Genomic DNA, 17675 nt, shown 5'->3' with positions numbered 1-17675 from the left:
TAGGTGTGATGCGTGATGTACGTTAGCGCGGAGCGGCGGGGAATGACACCGGAAGGCTGGGCAAAAAAATGCACAGTTTCGCGTATTGCCGGTGTCTGCGCAAATAGCGGAGAGGTTCACGATATTGTTTTTGACTGTGTGAACTGCGCTTGGGTTTCTGGATCTCGGAGCATGAAATCATGTTTTATATCAGGTTTTTATAGTGAATTTCTGTCAAGCCCCCGCGCCCTTTCCGCCATAAGTCGCGCAATGAAAAAAACCGATGCAAGAATTTTTTCGGAACCCGGGCCGGGGCAAGCAGTTCTTTCCCCAGATCGCAGCACGGTGCTGCACAAGCGAAGGAGATTACTATGTTTAACCGTACGATTGCACTCGCAGCCACATTCTCGACCGCAGGCGCACTTGCCGCCTATGCGGAATCGACCGTTGGAGCCGACGTGACGAACAAAGGTCAGGTTCTGGAAAACGCCGCTGAAGTCGAAGACGGCAACACTGAGGTCGAAGCCACGACCTATTCCGAAGATGGCGACGACATCGTCGTGATCGGCACGCAAACCTCGGGTTCTGCCGATGAAGGCGTGGACGACGAAGTTGCTCAGGACGAAACCGGTTCGGAGAATACCGAGAGCGAGAACATCCTGCTGATCGCCGAACCCGGTACGATGATCTATACCGTGACGGGCGAGCCGGTTGGCACCGTGTCCTACACCGAGAACAACGGCGAAATGGGTGGTCTGGTCTTTGTCGACCTTGACCCCGCAGCCGGTTATCAGGTGCCGACTGTCGGCATTCAGGTGAAATCGCTGCAGACGACCAACCAAGGTGAAGCGCTCGAATATGCGTTTTCTGTAGACTACCTGCGTGACCGCATCGCCGATGCGATCAGCCGCGGCTAACGCAAATAGTGTTGTGACGTGACGAGTATGGACCGGGGCGCTTCGGCGCCCCGGTTTTTTCGTGTCCGCAAAGTTGTTTGGCTGCTGCCTGTGCGCGGGCACCGCGACGGCAAAGATATTGCAGGGCCAGCGGAACCTCCGAAGCCCGCAGACGTTATTCAGGCAATACAGATCGCAACACGTCACAAATGCGTGAGGAGACCGACAATGAACGCTAAGACGAAAGCCAAGGAAATGGTCGAAGACGGTAAGGAAGCCGTCACGAAAGAGGCCGAGGCCCGCGCGGCAGAGATGCGCGACGACGTGGCCGAGCATGGCGACACGATTTCAAGCGCGACCAAGAAGGCCGCTGGTGAGTTCGAGGACTATGATGCCGTGAACTCTTTCCTGACCCAGGCGGGTGAAGCCGTCGAGGACGCGACCAACCGCCTGCGCGAACGGTCGCTGCCGGACATGGTCGAGGATGTGTCGGCGTTTGCTCGGCGCAACCCTCTGCTGTTTCTAGGCGGTGCGGCGCTGGCCGGGTTTGCTGCGGCACGCTTCCTGAGCGCCAGTGCGCCGTCGGATGATGGCCCGGAACTGATTGCATCGGACGATGAAGATGTCTGGGCGGGCTACCTGCCCGAAAACCCGCACACGGGGACACACGACTGATGAAGGACTCGCCCAAACCACCATTCGGCGTGGTCGTGGCCCGCATCCTGCGCGAAGCGCGGGGCCTGCTGGCCGCCCATGCCGACCTGGCGCGGCGGGAGCTGAGCCAGAACCTTCGTTCGGCCAAGGCCGGGTTGATCCTGATCGCCGCCGCTTTGCTTTTTGCGCTGGTCAGCATCCACGCCCTTGCGGTGGTGGCCGTGCTGGCACTGGCGGATATGGGGCTTGGATTTGGCACGGCTGCGGCCATCGTGTTTGGGGTGTTCGTCACGCTGACGATCATCCTTGGCGTGATCGGGATGCGGTGCCTCTCGGCGCGGGCGATGATGCCCAAGCGCACGATCGAAAGCCTGAAATCAGATATTGCACTATTCGAGGAGAGTCATGATGACCGCGAAGTCTATGGAAAAGCTTGAGAAAGACGCAGAAGAACATCGCGCCGGACTGGCCGATGCGATCGGGGATTTCGCCGAGAGCGTGAACCCCGGACGCCTTGGACGCCAAGCCATCGACGATGCCGCCGAATTCGGCCGGACTGCCACCAACAGCATCACGCAATCGGCCAAGGACCATCCGGTTGGCCTGGCGCTTGTGGGGATCGGTGTGGCAATGCTGGTGGCCGGCGGTACGGCGCATCAGAAGGGCGCGTTTTCTAACATGGGGCGCAGCTCGAACGGGTTGAGCCAAGATGAGCGGATCGCCCGTGCGGCCGAACGCAACGCCAAGCGCACGCAAATCGCCGCTGGCCGCGTGTCGGCATCGGCGTCGCGCATGCGTAGAAAGCTGCATAGCGGGCTGGAACGGCTTGGGCCGGAAGCGCGGGATCGCGTGATTTCGCTGCGGCTGAAGGCCGTGGATGCGCAGGAAGCCGCGGAGCGGTATGCGCGCGGTGCGGCGAAGTCAGCCGTCGATACGCATAATTCGCAACCTCTGGTGACTGGGCTGGTCGCTGCCGGAATCGGCGGATTGGTGGGGGCATTGCTGCCCAGCACGCGCCGCGAAGCCGAGATGTTGGGCGCGCGCCGCGATGCCTTTCTGCGAGCCGCAGAAGAGCGCCTTAAAGCGGAGATCTCGGAATTGGAGACCAAGGGCAAGTCCGCGGTCAACGAAGCCGTCCGCGCCGGCACCGAACAGTTCAATTCCAAGGCTGGCTGAAGGTTAAAGACTCAAGGTGGTAGATCAAGCCCCGTCGAAGCTGGTAAGGGCCTGCCTTATCACCCTGACATTCATTGCAGTCGTCGCCGCGGCAAAAGAGGCGCAAAACCTCTTTGCCCCGGCGACGTTCGCGTTGGTTCTGGGCGTGGTGATGTCGCCCGTCGCAGGCCGGTTGGAAAACCTTGGTGTGCCGCGAACCGTCAGCGCGGCCTCCGCGCTGATCGTCGGTGCGGCCGTCATCTTTCTGCTGATCGTGGCGCTTGGACCGTTGCTGTCGGCGCTGATCGACCAGGTGCCGCGCATCCAGCAGCAGTTTCGCGGCTGGATGAACGAATTAACCTTCATGTTGCGCAGTCTGGGCGGTGTAACATTTGACGTCGAGCGAACCATTTCGCAAAGCGGTGAAGACGCTGTGGAAGAAGCGATTCCATCCGTCGCGGAAGCGCTTTGGCTTGCGCCGAACCTGTTTGGGCAAATGCTGATCTTCGCGGGAACGTTGTTCTTTTTCCTGATGACCCGTGATGACATCTACAGCGCAATCCCACAGTACCGCGTGGCGCTGAAGCAGGCGGATCGGGCGGTGTCGCATTATTTCGTGACCATCGCGCTGATCAACCTCGGTCTTGGCGTGTCGCTGTGCGGTGTGCTGATCCTCATCGGCCTGCCAAACCCGATGCTGTGGGGCGCGGCGGCGTTTCTGGCGAATTTCGTTCTCTATCTCGGCCCGCTGGCGATCATGTTCTCGTTGTTGCTGGCCGGGCTTCTGACGTTCAACTCTGCCTATGCACTGGTCGCGCCGGCCTCGTTCCTGATGCTGAACGCGATCGAGGCGCAATTCGTGACACCGGCGCTGGTCGGCAAGCAGCTGAAGGTCAATCCGCTGGTCGTCTTTCTCTCCATCGTATTCGGACTGTGGCTTTGGGGACCGCTTGGGGGTATCGTCGCCCTGCCGGTGGTCGTCTGGGTCTATGCCCTCGTCTCGGCTCAATCCAAACGCGGGACAGCGTCCGAACACTAGATGGATCAGGTTACATGACAGGGCAGGGTGCTGACGCAGATCATTTCGCGCCTTTACCGATGGAGACCAATGCGAAGGGCGACATGCGCCGCATTGGAATCGAGGTGGAATTCTCGGGCCTGTGCGAGCGCCGCGTGGCGTCGATCTTGCAGGAGAACCTTGGCGGGGATCTGGACGACGCCGATCCTCATTTGTTGTTCGTGCGGGGCAGTGCGCTGGGCGATCTGGAGATCGAGCTGGACACGGCCCTTGGCAAGAAAAAGAGCGGCGGGTTGGCCGGGTCGCAAGTCAAGGACCTGCTCCGCGGGCTGGTGCCGGTCGAGATCGTGACGGACCCGCTGACGCCCGACGAGATGGCGCGGTTCGACGCGATGATCCCTGTCCTGCGCGAGGCCGGGGCGAGCGGGTCGCGCAACGGGGTATTCCTGGGGTTCGGCGTGCATCTGAATGTCGAGGTGGTCGCGCCCGCCGATCCGCATACGCTGCGCACGGTGCGGGCCTTTGGGTTGCTGGACCCAGTCCTGCGCGCCGATAACGGTATCGACGTGACGCGCCGCGTGCTGCCTTTCGTCAATGCCTGGCCGCGGGCGCTGGTCGATGAACTGGTCGAGGAAAAGCCGGACAGTCTGGAACTGTTGCTTGACCTGATGGACCCGCATGTGCGCACGCGCAATCATGCGCTGGACCTGTTGCCGCTGATGAAGCACGCGCTGCCACGGCTGTTCGAGGCCAGCTATCCCGACGAACACTCCACCAAGGCGCGGCCCGCGTTTCATTTTCGCCTGCCCGACAGCCGGATCAACGAGGAGGGCTGGTCGTTGCAGGAGCCGTGGGAGATGTGGCGGCTGGTCGAGAAAGTGGCCGCGACGGAACAGTTGGAGACGCTGGAGGAGGCGTGGCAGGACCATGCGCACTCGGGCGGTGTGTTGCGCCGGGAAAGCGCGTGGGTGCGGATCGCAAGCGATATCCTGGGCCGTGACACGCAATGAGCCGGCCGCTGATCGCCGTGACCACCTCGCAGCGGTCGGGGTGGCGGATTTTTCCGCTGGTGTGGTTCAACCTGTGGCTGGCCGGCGCGCGGGCCGTGCGCTGGGGCGTGGGACGGCCCGCTGACCTTGGCGCGGTGGACGGGCTTATTATCGGTGGCGGCGATGACGTGGGGCCGGAGCTGTACGGAGGCGTGCTGGGCGTGTCGGCCACGCTGGACCGCGCCCGGGATGATCTGGAGCGGGGACTGGCCACGGAGGCGCTGGAGATTGGCCTGCCGGTTCTGGGGATCTGCCGAGGCGCGCAGATGATGAACGTGGCGCTTGGCGGCACGCTGGACCAGGACGCGTGGGAAACCTTTGGCGAGGCCGAGAAGATCAAGACGATCCTGCCCAAGCGCGACGTGGACGTGATGTATGACACCCACCTGGCGCGGATCTGCGGGCCCGAGCGGATGCGGGTCAACGCGCTGCATACGCAGGCGGTGGAGGCGCTGGGGCGCGGCTTGCGGGTGGCGGCGCGGGACAGTTGGGGGATGATCCAGGCGGTGGAACGTGTGGAGGACCCGTTTGCGCTGGGGGTGCAGTGGCATCCCGAGCATTTGTTTTATGCCCGGCGGCAGCGATTGCTGTTCAAGGCGCTGGTGGCGGCGGCGCGGGCCTATGGCGCGTCCCGCGGGCAGGTCGATGCAGTGCTGAAACAGCGATGAAAAAGGGCGCCTCGAAGGCGCCCGTTTTCAGTGTTATCGACGTAGGCTTCAGATGTTGCCGAGGATGCGGTCAACGTCGCGGCGGACCTCGTCCTTGTCCTTGCCGACCTTGGCTTGCAGGGCGCCGATCATCTGTTCGCGCTCGCCCTTGGCTTCCTCGATGTCGTCATCGGTCAGGTCGCCATAGGTTTCGCGCAGTTGGCCCTTGATCTGGTTCCAGTTGCCTTCGATGCGTTCGCGGTCCATCGTGTATTCTCCAATCATATCAGTAACTTGATCCGTTCCGCCGGTAGGGCGGTCCGTCCGTTTATTCGTATTGGGTCAACGCGGGCTGTCGGGCGCGGGTTCCAGCGAGACACGCGGATCAGACGATGTTTTCCGTCACGCCGGGCAGGTTGAGCCAAGTATCGCGCAGTTGCGCGCTGTCATGTTCGACGAGAAAGCCGTGGCGGTTCTCGGGGTTCATGACGCTGTTTTCGGCGATCTTCCTGGACCACCAGGGGAACATGGTGTCATGCGCGCGCGCCTCTGCGGGCAAGTCCTCGAACCACCAGTGCGACATCAGCCGCTCGCGCAGGGTCTGGATGCGGCCCGGATCGGTGATGCGCACGGCGGCCTCGGTGTCCCAGTAGAGCGAGCGGCCGTTGAGATTGGCGGATCCGACCATGGCGAATGTGTCGTCCTGCACGAGAATCTTGTTGTGGACGTGGATCAGTGGCGAGCCAGAAAGGGTCTGGATCGTGTCGCGGGCGGCAAAGCGGGGTTGGACCGGCGTGGCGACAACGATGCGGTCGCCGAAGCTGTCGCGCACCATCTCGATCGCGTCGTGCTGGAGCGACATGCCGTAACGGGCGTCGATGCCGATCTCGCTGGAATAGGCGACCTCGTCAGGCAGGCCGGGCAGGATGAGTATGGCGTGCAGGTCGGGCCGGCGGCGGCCTTCCTTGGCCAGACGCTTGGCGAGACCGCGAGCGCGGAAATACTGAGATTCGATATAGATCATGTCCTTGGCCCGCTTGAAGGCGCGAATGTGATCCTCCTCGATCTCGTGCAGGAGCGTCTTGGGCGAGACGTAGGGCAACTGTGTGGGCCGCGGCGCGGAAAGCGTGCGGCGGATGTACTTCATCGGCGCGGGCTTGCGGCAGGCCTCGATGCTGGGGAGGAAGGTCTTGATGTGATGCGCCGCCTCCCTCGCCTCGGGGCCGCCGCGAATGAGAAGCTGTACGTCCGACCAGGTATGCGCGGCGATGCGGTCATGCTGGGGCGTGTCGTAGCGCCGTTCGTTCAGGTCAAGCCCGCCCACGTAAAGCACCTCGTCGTCGATCACCGCGATTTTCTGGTGGTGCGAGGTGGTGTGCAGCTCGGGCAGGGAGCCGTCGTCGAGGCGCACGGCCTCGCGCAGTTTCTGGTCGTCGTTGAGCGCCATCAGCCGTTTGGACCGGCGTTGAAGCACAGCGGGCAGGAAGGCCAACCAAGGCAGGCGGCCGGCCTTCGCGGGATGCAGGTCGGCGCGTATGCGCAGGTTGTGAATGGGGCAGTCTGAGACTTCCGCCAGCGCCGCCGCCTGCCGCACGGTGCGCCATGTCAGGCGATGCAATTCGGTGGCGAAAACCGGGTCGAAATCACTGACGGTGAGGTCGATCGTGATGCCGCGACACAGCAGATGCTCGAAGAGGTCAAACCAGGTCTCGCCGATCTCCTGGGCTTCCGGGCTGCGAAGCTGGGTCGTGAGGTCGAATATGCGGAACGAGGCCACGACGTGGGACTTGGCGGCAAGCACGGCCCGTTCGAAGACCGGCCACGCTTCCTGCGCGGTTATCATCACCTGGAAGTCTGGATCGTCCTGAGCATGTGTCACGAGGGGGCCTCGAAATCCTTTCGTTCGAAGACGACGTGCAGACCGTAGTGGTATTCGTCTTCGGTTACTTTCTGTTCGCCTTCGAGTTGGCTGACGAAGGCCTGCATGAGCTTTGTTCCGAGGCCACTGATGGTTTCGACCTCGGGGAGGGGCCGAAGCATGACCGGGCCTTTCGAATTGGTGACGCTGAGCTGGTACTGCCCGCCTGACTGCTCCTTCAACGTAACGCGAACGGACGGGGTTTCATCTTCTTTTGCGCCGACGTATTTCAGTGCGTTCGTGAGCGCCTCTGCCAGCAGCATCGACAGCGGTACAGCCTGATCGGGATAAAGCGGCAGGGCATCGAGATCGCGCTCGATCACGACGCCGGGGACGGTCATCATGGTGGAGATGTCGGTGACCACTGCCTCGAGCAGCTCGTTGGCCTCGATCGTCAAAAGGTCGGGGGTGGTATAGAGCGTACGGTGCAGCATGGCGAGGCCGTTGACCCGCCGTTGCAGGCTGGCCAGCATGAACTTGGCTTCGGGCGTCTTGGCGCTGCGCAACTGCATGTTCATGATCGAGGCGATCATTTGCAGGTTGTTCTTGACCCTGTGGTGCACTTCTTTCAGCAGCACCTCCTTGTCCTTCAGATCCTTGTCCTGACGCGCCTCGGATTCGGCGATGATGATTGCCATGCGGTTGAAGGCGCGCTCGGCCTCGGCAAATTCCTCGGGCGGGTTTTTCAGGCGCAGGGGGAAGCCATCGCGCTGGCCGAGGGCGAAGCGGCGCATGGCCGAGCGCAGGTCGCGGACGTGGCGGATGACGACGCGGCGCAGTTCGTACCAAGCAAAGGCGAGGCCGGCGACCCAAATCGCGAAGGGAAAGAGCAGGTTGAGCACGTAGTAGGACAAGGCCCCGCCGCCCCAGACCGAAGCGCGGGCGGGCCAGCTTGCGATGACGCTGACCTGGTCCTGGAAAATGCTGGCAACGGCATAGATGCGTTCCTCGCCCCGCCCGTTGACGCCATTGAACGTGGTGCCGACCTGGCGGTTGAGATCTTCGGGGTCGATCAGCCTTGGCAGGATTTCTTCGGCGTTTTCGCGGCCACCGCTGGCCGATACCACCTGGCCGTCGCGGGTGAAGGTGACGAAGCGCAATTCGTGATCGAAGCGGCGGGAGGTGAGCGGTTGATAGGTCATGCGCAGCGGCACCGAGAGCGAGACGATGCCGGCAAGGCTGCGGTCGATGTAGACCGGATGGTTGACGACCAGCACGGGTTGTTTCGTGATCGAGCCGAGAGGCGCGACATAAACGCTGGGACCGTCCGCATTGAGCGCACGCTGAAGACGTTCGAGATCGCGGAAATCTCGTACCTCGTCGCCATCGGAACTGCATTCCATGAAGCCCGACATCTTGGTGTAGCCGGCAAAGGCGATGTGGGCGTTGCTTTCCGCGAACTCGCGCATGACCTCGCGGCAGGCGGGGGCGTCGTCTAGAATGGAGAGGGCCGCAAGCCCTTCGGCCGAGCCGAGCGTCTGCTGGATCAGCTCGCGTTCGTCCCGTGCGGCGGAGGTGGTTTCAAAGAAGAGTGCGTTGCGGCGCAGGTTTTCGGTCTCGTCCAGCACCTGGTCGGTCTGGTAGACCGCGATGATTCCCAAGGGGAAAAGCGCAAGCGCCAACAACGCAAAAAGACGGAACGACAGTCTGTTGACCATCGTTCCGTATGCGTCGAGCAGGGCTTTCGACTTCTTAGGCAACGCTTTTGTTCGCCGATACGATACCCGCGGTGACCGCGTCCGTCGTTTCGAGTACCTGATCCTCGTCCAGCTGCATCAACTCCACCAGCCGCGCCCGGGCACGGTTGACCCGGCTTTTGATCGTACCGACAGCGACGCCGCAGGTTTCGGCTGCTTCTTCGTAGGAAAAGCCGCCGGCCCCCACCAATACAAGTGCCTCGCGCTGTTCGTCGGGCAGTTTTTCAAAGGCCGTGTGAAAGTCGCGCATCTGCAGGCGACCGTCATGATCGGGCTTTTTGGCCAGGGACGCGGCAAGTTCGCCGTCGGTGTCCGAGACCTCACGCCGCGCCTTTCGGTGATGCGAGTAATAGGTGTTGCGCAGGATGGTGAACAGCCAAGCGCGCATGTTGGTGCCCGGCTGAAACTTTTCGATGTTGGTCCACGCCTTGACCAGCGCGTCCTGCACCATGTCGTCGGCAAGCGCGGAATTGCGCGTAAGACTCATGGCAAAAGCGCGCATCGGGCCAAGATGTTCCACCAGTTCGTCACGGGGATCGCTCATGAATTGCTATCCGATTCCGGATCAGAGTCCTTGGGCGCACCCTCGGCCTTGAGTTGCTCCAACAGATCGGTAAAACGCGACGGCAGAGGCTCACTTGCCACATCGTCAAACGCACGTTTCAGATTCTCGTCAATGGTCGTATCCACACTTGAAGTCCGTTTTGCTCGGGTCATTATTGTCTCTAGGTTTGACATCTGTGCACTGTGTCTGGAACTTAACGCGATCCGACACGTTAGGTTCCAAGATAGTAGAAAAAAACTGGAAGCAATCAAATGACCGAAAAGACTGCCGAGGATCTTAGCGAGAAGATCGGTGCAAATTTGCCTTACCTTCGCCGGTATGCGCGCGCGCTGACCGGGTCGCAGGAGCGGGGCGATCAATATGCCATGGCGACACTTGAAGCGGTGCTGAGCGACCGCGGTGTCTTCGACGAGTCTATTTCCCCGAAGCTGGCGCTGTTCAAGGTGTTTCAGCCGATCTGGGCAACATCGGGCGCCGTGTTTTCGGACGACGACACAGGATTACAGGCCAAGGCGCAGGCGCATCTGTCGAAGTTGACCACAAACACGCGCGAGGCGCTATTGCTGCACACGATAGAGGAATTCTCGTTTTCCGAGGTTGGCGTCATCATGGACATGTCCGAGGAGGAAGCGCGGTCGCTGGTCGAAATCGCCTATGAGGAAATGTCGAGCGTGCTGTCGGGCCGGGTGATGATCATCGAGGACGAAGCGATCATCGCGATGGACTTGGAAGGCATCGTGGGCGACATGGGCCACCGTATCACCGGGATCGCGCGGACGGAAACCGATGCGCTGAAGCTTTTCAAGGAAGAGACCCCGAGCCTGATTCTGTCGGATATCCAGTTGGCCGACGGATCGAGCGGGATCGACGCCGTGAACCGCATCATGGAGAATGCTCCGGACATTCCGGTGATTTTCATCACCGCGTTCCCCGAGCGCCTGCTGACGGGCGAGGGACCGGAGCCTGCGTTCCTGATCCCGAAGCCGTACCAATCCGACCAGGTTCGTTCGGCAGTGAGCCAAGCGATGTTCTTTTCGTCGACGGAGACTCTGAAGGCCTGAGCTGCCCATCGGATTTGAAATTATTTTGACGCCTCCGTGCTATCTGCGCGGGGGCGTTTCTGCATTTGCGTGGGGCGCAAAACAAAAGGGGCTGGTGTTGCGGGCCAGCCCCTTTGGCGGTTGTCGGTGTCAAATGAGGATCAGGACGAGCGGTCGCTGATGGCACTGACCACCAGCACCACGCCGAAGAGCACCAAAAAGATGACGAACAGAATCTGTGCAATGCCGGCGGACGCCGCCGCAATGCCGCCAAAGCCGAAAATGCCCGCGATCAAGGCAATACCCAAAAAAGTAAGAGCCCAATGAAGCATGTGCCCGGTCCTTCGTTCGTATCGTTACGGGATACAAACGATCAGGCGGCGGGCTGGTTCCCGGAATTCTTCAGGCGGCAGGCGGCGTTTGGTTCGTGGTGCAAATATGTGCCACGGGCGCCACGTCATGCCGGATCGCACCTTCGAGATCGGCGTCAGTGAAGGGGCGGGACAGCACGCGCATGCCGACCGATCCCGGCGCCGAACCGTCGTCATCGAGCAGCACGATATGGGTGTGGTCCGCAGCAAGCTTGGACAGTAGCCTGTCACGCCGCTCGGTCTCGGGCAGGCCGATGAACGCGAAGGAAAAGTGATTTTCCGACAGAAGACCATGCGCGCGCTCGGTATCGCTTTCGACGATCACCTCTCCGAGCGAACGCGATTTGGCGAAATCCGCAAGGTCTGCGGCTTCGAGAAATTTGCGCGAAGAAACCAGAACAAGGTCTTCGCGTGGCGCAATCTTTTGCATTTACTACCCCCTCGGTATTGGGTGATCATGGCAGAGAATCATGACGCCGTAATTAAACTGGGACATACACCGTAAAATGGCGATCGATTGCGGGACCTGCCCGCTGAGGGAACTGGACCTGTTCGGCCCGATGACGGCCGACGAACTTGAGTTCATGGCGAGCTTCAAGACCGGGGAGTTGCGGGCCGAACAGGGGACCGAGATCCTCGCAGAAGGCGCGTCCTCGACCCAGCTTTACACCGCGCTGAGCGGTATGGGCATTCGGTACAAGACGATGGAAGACGGGCGGCGGCAGGTGGTCGGGTTCGTGTTGCCGGGCGATTTCGTCGGATTGCAAAGCGGCGTGATGGGCGAGATGGATCATTCGGTCGAAGCGACGACGACGATGAAGCTGTGCGTCTTCAACCGCTCGGATTTCTGGCGGCTGTTCCAGTCGCAGCCCAAGCGGGCGTTTGACCTGACACACCTGGCCGCGCGAGAAGAGCAGTTGCTGGGCGAAGCGCTGGTCACGGTCGGGCAGATGAACGGCATCGCGCGCGTGTCATGGGCGCTTTACCGTTTTTATCAGCGCCTGCGGGCATTGGATCTGATCGAGAATGGCCGTGTGCCGCTGCCGTATCGCCAGCAGGACCTGGCAGATGCGGTCGGCCTGTCGCTGGTACATACCAACAAGACGCTGACGCGCCTGCGCGAAGCCGGGGTGGCCACTTGGCAGGACGATGCGCTGGTCGTTCACAAAGAAGTTGAGCTTGCCCGGTTGGGCAACGTGGAACCGGGAGCGATATCGACGCGTCCTCTTATCTGAACGATGGAGGATATCGCCCGTGGCAGAGCGGCTGGTCTATTACCCTGACAGCAACCCCGGCATTCGGCGCGAGAAGCGCGGCCGGGGATTTTCGTACATCAATGTCGACGGGACGCGGATCGACTGTCCGAAAAAGCGGCGCGCATTGCAGGCGCTGGCGGTGCCTCCGGCCTATACCGACGTGTGGATGGCGCCGATGGGCAATGCGCATCTGCTGGCCACCGGGCGCGACGCGCGGACGCGCAAGCAATACAGGTACCACCCCGACTGGGCCGCGCAACGCGCGCAGACCAAGTTCGAGGGGCTTGGCGCGTTCGGCCAGAGCCTTCCGACGCTGCGCCGCTGGATCGATCAACATCTTTCGGGTGAGGTGGGCAGCGAGGACACCGCGGTGGCAGCGGTTCTGGCGCTGGTCGACCGCGCGGCGCTGCGGCCAGGGTCACGTGCTTATGTCACGGAAAACCGGACCTATGGCGCGACCACGCTGAAGCGGCGGCACCTGCGTATTGAAGGCGACGCGATTGCGCTGGCGTTCAAGGGCAAGGGCGGCAAGCCGGTGGAAAAGACTTTGCGCGGCAGGAAGCTGGCCAAGGTGATGGAGGCTTGCCAAGATTTGCCGGGCCCGTCGCTGGTGTCTTGGCTGGACGAAGACGGGAATGCGCGCAGCGTGTCTTCGGATCAGTTGAACGCAAAGCTGAATGAGCTGTGCCAGACCGACGCCACGGCCAAGACGTTGCGCACCTGGCACGGAACGCTGGCCGCTTTCGCCGTGGCAGCCGGCACGAACGAGATCAGCATCAAGTCGCTGGCCGAGGCCGCGGCGGAGCGTCTGCACAATACGCCAGCCATTGCGCAGAAAAGCTATGTACACCCGGATGTTATGGAGCTTGCGCGGCTGAAGACGGGCACGCACAGCGCGCGCATTCCGAAAATTGACACACCTGCGGACGGGTTCCGGCGAGGTGAAGAGGCGCTGATAAAATTTATTTCGTGAGCGGGGATATTTTTTGGAACCAGCACGGAGGCGGGGCGTTGAGGCGCTGAAACAAGTGATAAGGAGGCGGCATGTCTGCACCCGAAACAAATCTGGAACGTCAAAAGAAACGCCATATCGGTCCCCTCGGCGGGATGCTCTTGGCTGTAGCTTTCGCGGCGATCCTGTTCGGTGTGTTCTACATTCTGGCCACCGATGGCGAAGAAGCCGGCAATGGTGTGCAAGCACCGGCAACAAGCACGGAGACCTCTGCCGGTTCCGACACCGCCAACTAGGCGATGCAGACAGGTACCGTGGCAGACTTTTTTGTCCCCGGGCTGTTCATCATCGCGAACGTGGTGATCCTTGGCTTTGCGATTTTTGTGAAGCGGCAAGAACATAGGCGTGAACGCTCGAAGCCCGGGCAGGACGCCGTTGAGACGCGCTGACAGCATCCCCCCGTCCCCTGTCAGCGCGGCGCGTATAACGCGCCCAGCACCGCAGCCCGTCCCAGGCTGCGGTGCTTAACTTTTTGGGAACCCACTTAGATTCCAAGCGTTTATTGAGTGAACCTTTTGAAAGGGGAGTAACGATGAAACGCTTTGCACTTGCCATTCTGATCGGAACGATGCCTCTGGCCGCGACAGCCGCGCCGCTGGCTGACGCGTTGAAAGACTACGTCGTCGCGGTAGACATGAGCGCGCTGGATGAGGACGCCCGCGCCGAGCTTCAGACGATCATCGAAGACCCGGGCAAGAGCCACGGGAACAAGGTGCTGAGCGTGCATACGGTGCTTGACCGCAACAACGCGTTGCGCGACGTGGACATTCACGGCGGCGGGCTGAACAAAGGCGAGGCTCAAATCGGTCTCGCGTCTTACAATTAACCTTCGTTCACAGATTTGAACCAGTACGGATGCGCGTGCCCTGTCAGGGTCACGCGCATTTTCGTTTGGGATCGAGTCAGCGGGGCTCGTCGACCTCGGGCATGACCTGAGCATAGGTCAGGACGGTAAAGATCATTGTGCCGCCCACCACGTTGCCGAGTAGCACGGGAAGAAAGAATTCGACGAAGGCGGGGGTGGCATCGAGTTGTCCCTGCACCATCAGGTAGGCCATCTCGACCGAGCCAGCGATCACGTGGGTGAAGTCGCCGAGGGCAATCAGCCATGTGAAAAGCACGATCAAGCCGATCTCGTTGCGCTTGGAGGACGGCAGCATCCAGACGATCGCGGCGATCAGGACACCGGCGGGGATGCCGCGCATGAAACCCTCGAACGGTGGAAAGCTTGTGGCGTGGCGGCTGAGATCGGTGAAAGCGGCAGAGACGTCTTCTGTCAAAACGCCGCCATAGGCAAAGAATGCCGCGACGATGAACGCGCCGATGATATTGGCCACCAGGACCGCGCTCCATAATCTGGCGGTGCGACCGATGGTGTGGGCGCACGGGTCGATCATCACGGGCACGACCGTGGTGATGGTGTTTTCGGTAAACAGCTGCAGCCGGGCCATGATGACCAGCACGAAGCCCAGCGAATAGCCGAAATTCTCAATGATATAGGCCCATTCCGCATCAGGCAGGTGAGACCGCAGGATCGCCTCGGTCAGGACCGAGAAGGAGATCAGCAGGCCGGCGGCGATGCCCGAGAACCATAGCGCGGTCATAGGGCGTTCCAGCTCTTCCTCGCCGTTGCGACGGATCGACTCGAAGATCAGGCGCGGCGACAGCGCCGCGGCTTCCTCGATCGCTTCCTTTTCTTTTTCCTGCTTGATCAAATTATTATCGGTCTTCGACATTACCCACTCCGGTCATCGGCACTTTGCCTGCACATATCGCGGTTACACCACGTTTGCGGGAACAAATAGGGCGGCGCGACGTTTTATCCCCAGCATAATTCGGAGAGACCGTCATGGCACAGTCGAACGGATCGTCCATCAAGGACGAAGACACATACGAAGCCCTGCGCGACAAGGGCTACAGCAAGTCCAAGGCCGCGCGGATCGCCAATGCGCAAGCCAATGATGACATGGCCCCGTCAAAGAAAGGCGGCAAGGCGCCGCCCTATGAAGAATGGTCAAAAGCCGATCTTTACGACCAGGCGCAGAATGTCGGGATCGAAGGTCGGTCGGATATGACCAAGGAAGAACTGATCGACGCGCTGAGGCGCGACTGAGATGGCAATCTCTCAGGGTGACAAGGTCGAATGGGGCTGGGGCAACGGCACCGGTCAAGGTGAGGTCAAGAAGGTCTACACCCAAAAGACGACCGTCAAGATCAAGGAATCGGAAATTACGCGGGACGCGGATGACGATTGCCCTGCGTACCTGATCGAACAGGAAGATGGCGACGAGGTGCTGAAAAGCGCCAGCGAAGTGCGCAAGGCCTGAAACAAACGTGAGACTTAAGCGTTAGACACTTAGAAAAGGAGACGAAAATGTTGGAGATTGGTGGCCTTGGTGGCCTTATCGTGCTGGTGCTGGATATCTGGGCGCTGGTGAATATCATCGGCTCGAGCGCCTCGACCGGTAAGAAGGTGCTGTGGAGTTTGCTCGTGATCGTCCTGCCGATTATCGGCTTCATCATCTGGCTGATCGCAGGTCCGCGCAGCGCGTCGACCTCGAAGGTATAACGGCACTTACAAGTTGATCTTAACGGGGCGTGTCCGATGGGCGCGCCCCGTTTTCGTTTGGTCTGCATGACGAGACGAGTGCAGCGGGTATACCTGATAAATTTGTTTAGGTATTGAGTGTCCCATTTGGATGTGAGACATATGCGCCAACGCGTCTCCAAGCCGAGTCTCATCTTCTGCCAGGCCGACGCACGACATACGCACCGGTGGCAGAAGATCGGGGGATGCGCACGAAATCGCGATCTGCGGGCAAGCCGCGTTCCGAATCCCCTCATTTTCCGCAATAGTCACGGTCGCAGGGCGCTTGATCGCGCCAAGAATTGGTTTGAAACGTGGCCCGGCCTGCATCCTGCGGGGCGCGGCGTGGATCACGTGAAAGGGAGACGCGAGATGAAGAGGATCATGACCGGCGTCGTTGCGATGGTGACGGGCTTGTGGGCGGCACAAGGCGTTTTGGCGCAGGAAGAAGAGCTGGGCGAGGCCGTGCTGATCGAGCTGAACGCGACCAAGGCGAACGAGGGCAGCTGCACGCTGACCTTCCTGGTGATCAACGGACATCAGAGCCAGATCGACAAGGCGGTGTATGAAACCGTGCTGTTCGACAGCCAGGGGCAGGTGGACCGCCTGACGCTGTTCGATTTCGGAACCCTGCCGCCGGGGCGCCCGCGGGTGCGCCAGTTCACCGTGCCGGGCATGGCCTGTGACGGGTTGGGGCAGGTGCTGATCAACGGGGCGCATACCTGCGAGGCGGCGGAGTTGCCGGAAAGCGCCTGCGAGACCGATCTGAAACTGGACACGCGCACGGATATCGAGGTGACGGGATGAACGGGATACTTCAAAGCCTGGGCCAGATCGTCGATCTTGGCGGTCCGGTCGTTCTGATCCTGCTGGCGGTGTCGGTAATCACGCTGGCGACGATCCTTTACAAGCTGTGGCAGTTCTCGGCGGCGGGTGTCGGACGGCACAAGGCGCTGAAGGATGCGGTCGCGGCCTGGGACGCGGGCGACCTTGCGGCGGCGCTGGCAGCACTGAAGCAATCGAAAAGCTACCTTGCGCCGGTGATCGAAATGGCGTTCTCGGCCCGGCCCGAGGATGCCAAGAGGCTGGAAGCCGAGGCGGAATCGCGCTTTGCCCGGTTGGAAGGCGGGTTTCGCCTGCTTGACAGCGTGGCGCAGCTGGCGCCGCTCTTGGGTCTGTTCGGCACGGTGCTGGGCATGATCGAGGCGTTCCAGTCCTTGCAGGAGGCCGGGTCGCAGGTCGATCCGTCGCTTCTGGCGGGTGGCATCTGGGTGGCGCTGCTGACCACCGCCGTGGGGCTGGCCGTTGCCATGCCGACCTCGATGGTGCTGAGCTGGTTCGAGGGCCGTATGGACGGCGAACGGGTCACGGCGGAGCGGGCGATTTCGACGGTTCTCTATCCGCAGGGGCGGGCCGGGCATGCCACCGAGTTCGAGGCGGAGCCGAGCCGTGCGTAAGACCTCGCGGCGCAGGCGCTTGTCGATGACGTCGCTGATCGACGTGATCTTTCTGCTACTTTTGTTCTTCATGCTGTCATCGACCTTTTCGCGCTTTGCGGACGTCGAACTGGCAGCCGCCGGGGCGGGCGGCAGTGGCAGCAGCGAGACCAAGATCAGCTTTCTGCGCCTGAGCGACGAGGGGTTGAGCCTGAACGGACAGGAAATGGAGATCGAAGGGCTGAGTGCCGCCTTTGCCGAGATGCCGCCGAGCGACGAGGCGCGGCGCGTGGTCGTCAGCCTGCGCGACGGTGTGACGGCACAGCGCTTGACCGATCTGCTGGTGGTGCTGCGGAGCATCGACCGGGTCAGCATCAGCGTGCTGGGGTCCTGAG

At 61.3% G+C, this 17675-nt stretch carries 26 protein-coding genes; 18 read left to right on the top strand and 8 right to left on the bottom strand.

Annotation, left to right across the window (positions count from 1 at the left end; translation table 11 throughout):
* Positions 1-350: 350 nt before the first annotated feature.
* The 7 genes from FIU86_RS13505 (at position 351) to FIU86_RS13475 (ending at position 5419) form a co-directional block, all read left to right on the top strand.
* Positions 351-896, top strand: a complete 546-nt coding sequence (locus FIU86_RS13505) for a hypothetical protein (protein WP_152475556.1) — start codon at positions 351-353, stop codon at positions 894-896.
* Positions 897-1103: 207 nt separating this feature from the next.
* Positions 1104-1550 carry a hypothetical protein gene (locus FIU86_RS13500; RefSeq protein WP_152475555.1) on the top strand — a complete coding sequence of 149 codons (447 nt, stop codon included), beginning with the start codon at positions 1104-1106 and terminating at the stop codon, positions 1548-1550.
* Positions 1550-1966 (top strand): phage holin family protein, encoded by a 417-nt coding sequence (locus FIU86_RS13495; RefSeq protein ID WP_152475554.1) that lies wholly within the window; start codon positions 1550-1552, stop codon positions 1964-1966. The genes FIU86_RS13500 and FIU86_RS13495 overlap by 1 nt, the downstream gene beginning before the upstream one ends.
* Positions 1938-2705, top strand: coding sequence for a hypothetical protein (locus FIU86_RS13490; protein WP_152475553.1), 768 nt, complete (start codon positions 1938-1940; stop codon positions 2703-2705). The genes FIU86_RS13495 and FIU86_RS13490 overlap by 29 nt, the downstream gene beginning before the upstream one ends.
* A 16-nt stretch (positions 2706-2721) precedes the next feature.
* Positions 2722-3723 carry an AI-2E family transporter gene (locus FIU86_RS13485; RefSeq protein WP_152475552.1) on the top strand — a complete coding sequence of 334 codons (1002 nt, stop codon included), beginning with the start codon at positions 2722-2724 and terminating at the stop codon, positions 3721-3723.
* A gap of 14 nt (positions 3724-3737) precedes the next feature.
* On the top strand, positions 3738-4712 hold the full coding sequence (locus FIU86_RS13480; protein WP_152475551.1) for an amidoligase family protein: 975 nt from the start codon (positions 3738-3740) through the stop codon (positions 4710-4712).
* Positions 4709-5419 (top strand): gamma-glutamyl-gamma-aminobutyrate hydrolase family protein, encoded by a 711-nt coding sequence (locus tag FIU86_RS13475; protein ID WP_152475550.1) that lies wholly within the window; start codon positions 4709-4711, stop codon positions 5417-5419. The genes FIU86_RS13480 and FIU86_RS13475 overlap by 4 nt, the downstream gene beginning before the upstream one ends.
* Before the next feature lie 48 nt (positions 5420-5467).
* Here the strand turns inward: FIU86_RS13475 and FIU86_RS13470 are convergent, their stop codons facing one another.
* The 5 genes from FIU86_RS13470 to FIU86_RS13450 form a co-directional block, all read right to left on the bottom strand.
* A complete protein-coding gene (locus FIU86_RS13470; RefSeq protein ID WP_152477158.1) occupies positions 5468-5665 on the bottom strand; it encodes a CsbD family protein in 198 nt (65 codons plus the stop codon).
* 118 nt (positions 5666-5783) lie between these two features.
* Positions 5784-7277, bottom strand: a complete 1494-nt coding sequence (locus tag FIU86_RS13465; protein ID WP_368373131.1) for a phospholipase D family protein — start codon at positions 7275-7277, stop codon at positions 5784-5786.
* Positions 7274-8974 carry a sensor histidine kinase gene (locus tag FIU86_RS13460; protein WP_152475549.1) on the bottom strand — a complete coding sequence of 567 codons (1701 nt, stop codon included), beginning with the start codon at positions 8972-8974 and terminating at the stop codon, positions 7274-7276. The genes FIU86_RS13465 and FIU86_RS13460 overlap by 4 nt, the downstream gene beginning before the upstream one ends.
* Before the next feature lie 34 nt (positions 8975-9008).
* Positions 9009-9557 carry an RNA polymerase sigma factor gene (locus tag FIU86_RS13455; RefSeq protein WP_152475548.1) on the bottom strand — a complete coding sequence of 183 codons (549 nt, stop codon included), beginning with the start codon at positions 9555-9557 and terminating at the stop codon, positions 9009-9011.
* Positions 9554-9703: a NepR family anti-sigma factor gene (locus FIU86_RS13450; RefSeq protein WP_254703840.1), complete on the bottom strand. Its 150-nt coding sequence runs from the start codon at positions 9701-9703 to the stop codon at positions 9554-9556. The genes FIU86_RS13455 and FIU86_RS13450 overlap by 4 nt, the downstream gene beginning before the upstream one ends.
* Before the next feature lie 126 nt (positions 9704-9829).
* Here FIU86_RS13450 and FIU86_RS13445 point away from each other — a divergent pair, with 126 nt between their 5' ends.
* Positions 9830-10639: a response regulator gene (locus FIU86_RS13445; protein WP_152475546.1), complete on the top strand. Its 810-nt coding sequence runs from the start codon at positions 9830-9832 to the stop codon at positions 10637-10639.
* 140 nt (positions 10640-10779) lie between these two features.
* Here the strand turns inward: FIU86_RS13445 and FIU86_RS13440 are convergent, their stop codons facing one another.
* On the bottom strand, positions 10780-10950 hold the full coding sequence (locus tag FIU86_RS13440) for a DUF1328 family protein (RefSeq protein WP_152475545.1): 171 nt from the start codon (positions 10948-10950) through the stop codon (positions 10780-10782).
* Positions 10951-11020: 70 nt separating this feature from the next.
* Entirely contained in the window at positions 11021-11419 is a 399-nt protein-coding gene (locus FIU86_RS13435; RefSeq protein WP_152475544.1) for a hypothetical protein, read from the bottom strand.
* 76 nt (positions 11420-11495) lie between these two features.
* On the opposite strand from FIU86_RS13435, the gene FIU86_RS13430 reads away from it, so the two are divergent.
* The 4 genes from FIU86_RS13430 to FIU86_RS13415 all read left to right on the top strand — a co-directional run bounded on the left by FIU86_RS13430 (position 11496) and on the right by FIU86_RS13415 (position 14083).
* A complete protein-coding gene (locus tag FIU86_RS13430; protein WP_152475543.1) occupies positions 11496-12224 on the top strand; it encodes a Crp/Fnr family transcriptional regulator in 729 nt (242 codons plus the stop codon).
* A 19-nt stretch (positions 12225-12243) separates the two neighbouring features.
* Positions 12244-13218: a DNA topoisomerase IB gene (locus FIU86_RS13425; protein WP_254703839.1), complete on the top strand. Its 975-nt coding sequence runs from the start codon at positions 12244-12246 to the stop codon at positions 13216-13218.
* Between the two features lie 71 nt (positions 13219-13289).
* The gene (locus tag FIU86_RS13420) at positions 13290-13493 is read left to right on the top strand and encodes a hypothetical protein (RefSeq protein ID WP_152475541.1); all 204 of its coding nucleotides are present in this window, start codon (positions 13290-13292) and stop codon (positions 13491-13493) included.
* 296 nt (positions 13494-13789) lie between these two features.
* Complete coding sequence (locus tag FIU86_RS13415; protein WP_152475540.1) at positions 13790-14083, top strand: hypothetical protein; 294 nt, start codon at positions 13790-13792, stop codon at positions 14081-14083.
* A 76-nt stretch (positions 14084-14159) separates the two neighbouring features.
* Here the strand turns inward: FIU86_RS13415 and FIU86_RS13410 are convergent, their stop codons facing one another.
* Complete coding sequence (locus FIU86_RS13410; protein ID WP_152475539.1) at positions 14160-14993, bottom strand: formate/nitrite transporter family protein; 834 nt, start codon at positions 14991-14993, stop codon at positions 14160-14162.
* Positions 14994-15106: 113 nt separating this feature from the next.
* Here FIU86_RS13410 and FIU86_RS13405 point away from each other — a divergent pair, with 113 nt between their 5' ends.
* The 6 genes from FIU86_RS13405 (at position 15107) to FIU86_RS13380 (ending at position 17674) form a co-directional block, all read left to right on the top strand.
* The gene (locus tag FIU86_RS13405) at positions 15107-15370 is read left to right on the top strand and encodes a Rho termination factor N-terminal domain-containing protein (protein WP_152475538.1); all 264 of its coding nucleotides are present in this window, start codon (positions 15107-15109) and stop codon (positions 15368-15370) included.
* Position 15371: 1 nt separating this feature from the next.
* Positions 15372-15584, top strand: a complete 213-nt coding sequence (locus tag FIU86_RS13400; RefSeq protein WP_152475537.1) for a DUF2945 domain-containing protein — start codon at positions 15372-15374, stop codon at positions 15582-15584.
* A gap of 47 nt (positions 15585-15631) precedes the next feature.
* On the top strand, positions 15632-15826 hold the full coding sequence (locus tag FIU86_RS13395) for a PLD nuclease N-terminal domain-containing protein (protein WP_152475536.1): 195 nt from the start codon (positions 15632-15634) through the stop codon (positions 15824-15826).
* Positions 15827-16216: 390 nt separating this feature from the next.
* Complete coding sequence (locus FIU86_RS13390) at positions 16217-16651, top strand: hypothetical protein (protein ID WP_152475535.1); 435 nt, start codon at positions 16217-16219, stop codon at positions 16649-16651.
* Positions 16648-17301, top strand: a complete 654-nt coding sequence (locus FIU86_RS13385; RefSeq protein WP_152475534.1) for a MotA/TolQ/ExbB proton channel family protein — start codon at positions 16648-16650, stop codon at positions 17299-17301. The genes FIU86_RS13390 and FIU86_RS13385 overlap by 4 nt, the downstream gene beginning before the upstream one ends.
* Entirely contained in the window at positions 17264-17674 is a 411-nt protein-coding gene (locus FIU86_RS13380; protein ID WP_302848749.1) for a biopolymer transporter ExbD, read from the top strand. The genes FIU86_RS13385 and FIU86_RS13380 overlap by 38 nt, the downstream gene beginning before the upstream one ends.
* Position 17675: the final 1 nt, after the last annotated feature.

This window comes from Roseovarius sp. THAF9, from assembly GCF_009363715.1.
Taxonomy (GTDB): domain Bacteria; phylum Pseudomonadota; class Alphaproteobacteria; order Rhodobacterales; family Rhodobacteraceae; genus Roseovarius.
This window is presented reverse-complemented; position numbering and strand designations above follow the sequence as displayed.

Excerpts from the sequence above, each read along its gene's own strand:
- FIU86_RS13505 (WP_152475556.1), top strand. The coding sequence starts at position 351 with ATGTTTAACCGTACGATTGCACTCGCAGCCACATTCTCGACCGCAGGC.
- FIU86_RS13500 (WP_152475555.1), top strand. The coding sequence starts at position 1,104 with ATGAACGCTAAGACGAAAGCCAAGGAAATGGTCGAAGACGGTAAGGAA.
- FIU86_RS13495 (WP_152475554.1), top strand. The coding sequence starts at position 1,550 with ATGAAGGACTCGCCCAAACCACCATTCGGCGTGGTCGTGGCCCGCATC.
- FIU86_RS13490 (WP_152475553.1), top strand. The coding sequence starts at position 1,938 with ATGACCGCGAAGTCTATGGAAAAGCTTGAGAAAGACGCAGAAGAACAT.
- FIU86_RS13480 (WP_152475551.1), top strand. The coding sequence starts at position 3,738 with ATGACAGGGCAGGGTGCTGACGCAGATCATTTCGCGCCTTTACCGATG.
- FIU86_RS13475 (WP_152475550.1), top strand. The coding sequence starts at position 4,709 with ATGAGCCGGCCGCTGATCGCCGTGACCACCTCGCAGCGGTCGGGGTGG.
- FIU86_RS13470 (WP_152477158.1), bottom strand. The coding sequence starts at position 5,665 with ATGGACCGCGAACGCATCGAAGGCAACTGGAACCAGATCAAGGGCCAA.
- FIU86_RS13460 (WP_152475549.1), bottom strand. The coding sequence starts at position 8,974 with ATGGTCAACAGACTGTCGTTCCGTCTTTTTGCGTTGTTGGCGCTTGCG.
- FIU86_RS13455 (WP_152475548.1), bottom strand. The coding sequence starts at position 9,557 with ATGAGCGATCCCCGTGACGAACTGGTGGAACATCTTGGCCCGATGCGC.
- FIU86_RS13445 (WP_152475546.1), top strand. The coding sequence starts at position 9,830 with ATGACCGAAAAGACTGCCGAGGATCTTAGCGAGAAGATCGGTGCAAAT.
- FIU86_RS13440 (WP_152475545.1), bottom strand. The coding sequence starts at position 10,950 with ATGCTTCATTGGGCTCTTACTTTTTTGGGTATTGCCTTGATCGCGGGC.
- FIU86_RS13435 (WP_152475544.1), bottom strand. The coding sequence starts at position 11,419 with ATGCAAAAGATTGCGCCACGCGAAGACCTTGTTCTGGTTTCTTCGCGC.
- FIU86_RS13430 (WP_152475543.1), top strand. The coding sequence starts at position 11,496 with ATGGCGATCGATTGCGGGACCTGCCCGCTGAGGGAACTGGACCTGTTC.
- FIU86_RS13420 (WP_152475541.1), top strand. The coding sequence starts at position 13,290 with ATGTCTGCACCCGAAACAAATCTGGAACGTCAAAAGAAACGCCATATC.
- FIU86_RS13415 (WP_152475540.1), top strand. The coding sequence starts at position 13,790 with ATGAAACGCTTTGCACTTGCCATTCTGATCGGAACGATGCCTCTGGCC.
- FIU86_RS13410 (WP_152475539.1), bottom strand. The coding sequence starts at position 14,993 with ATGTCGAAGACCGATAATAATTTGATCAAGCAGGAAAAAGAAAAGGAA.
- FIU86_RS13405 (WP_152475538.1), top strand. The coding sequence starts at position 15,107 with ATGGCACAGTCGAACGGATCGTCCATCAAGGACGAAGACACATACGAA.
- FIU86_RS13400 (WP_152475537.1), top strand. The coding sequence starts at position 15,372 with ATGGCAATCTCTCAGGGTGACAAGGTCGAATGGGGCTGGGGCAACGGC.
- FIU86_RS13395 (WP_152475536.1), top strand. The coding sequence starts at position 15,632 with ATGTTGGAGATTGGTGGCCTTGGTGGCCTTATCGTGCTGGTGCTGGAT.
- FIU86_RS13390 (WP_152475535.1), top strand. The coding sequence starts at position 16,217 with ATGAAGAGGATCATGACCGGCGTCGTTGCGATGGTGACGGGCTTGTGG.
- FIU86_RS13385 (WP_152475534.1), top strand. The coding sequence starts at position 16,648 with ATGAACGGGATACTTCAAAGCCTGGGCCAGATCGTCGATCTTGGCGGT.
- FIU86_RS13380 (WP_302848749.1), top strand. The coding sequence starts at position 17,264 with ATGCCACCGAGTTCGAGGCGGAGCCGAGCCGTGCGTAAGACCTCGCGG.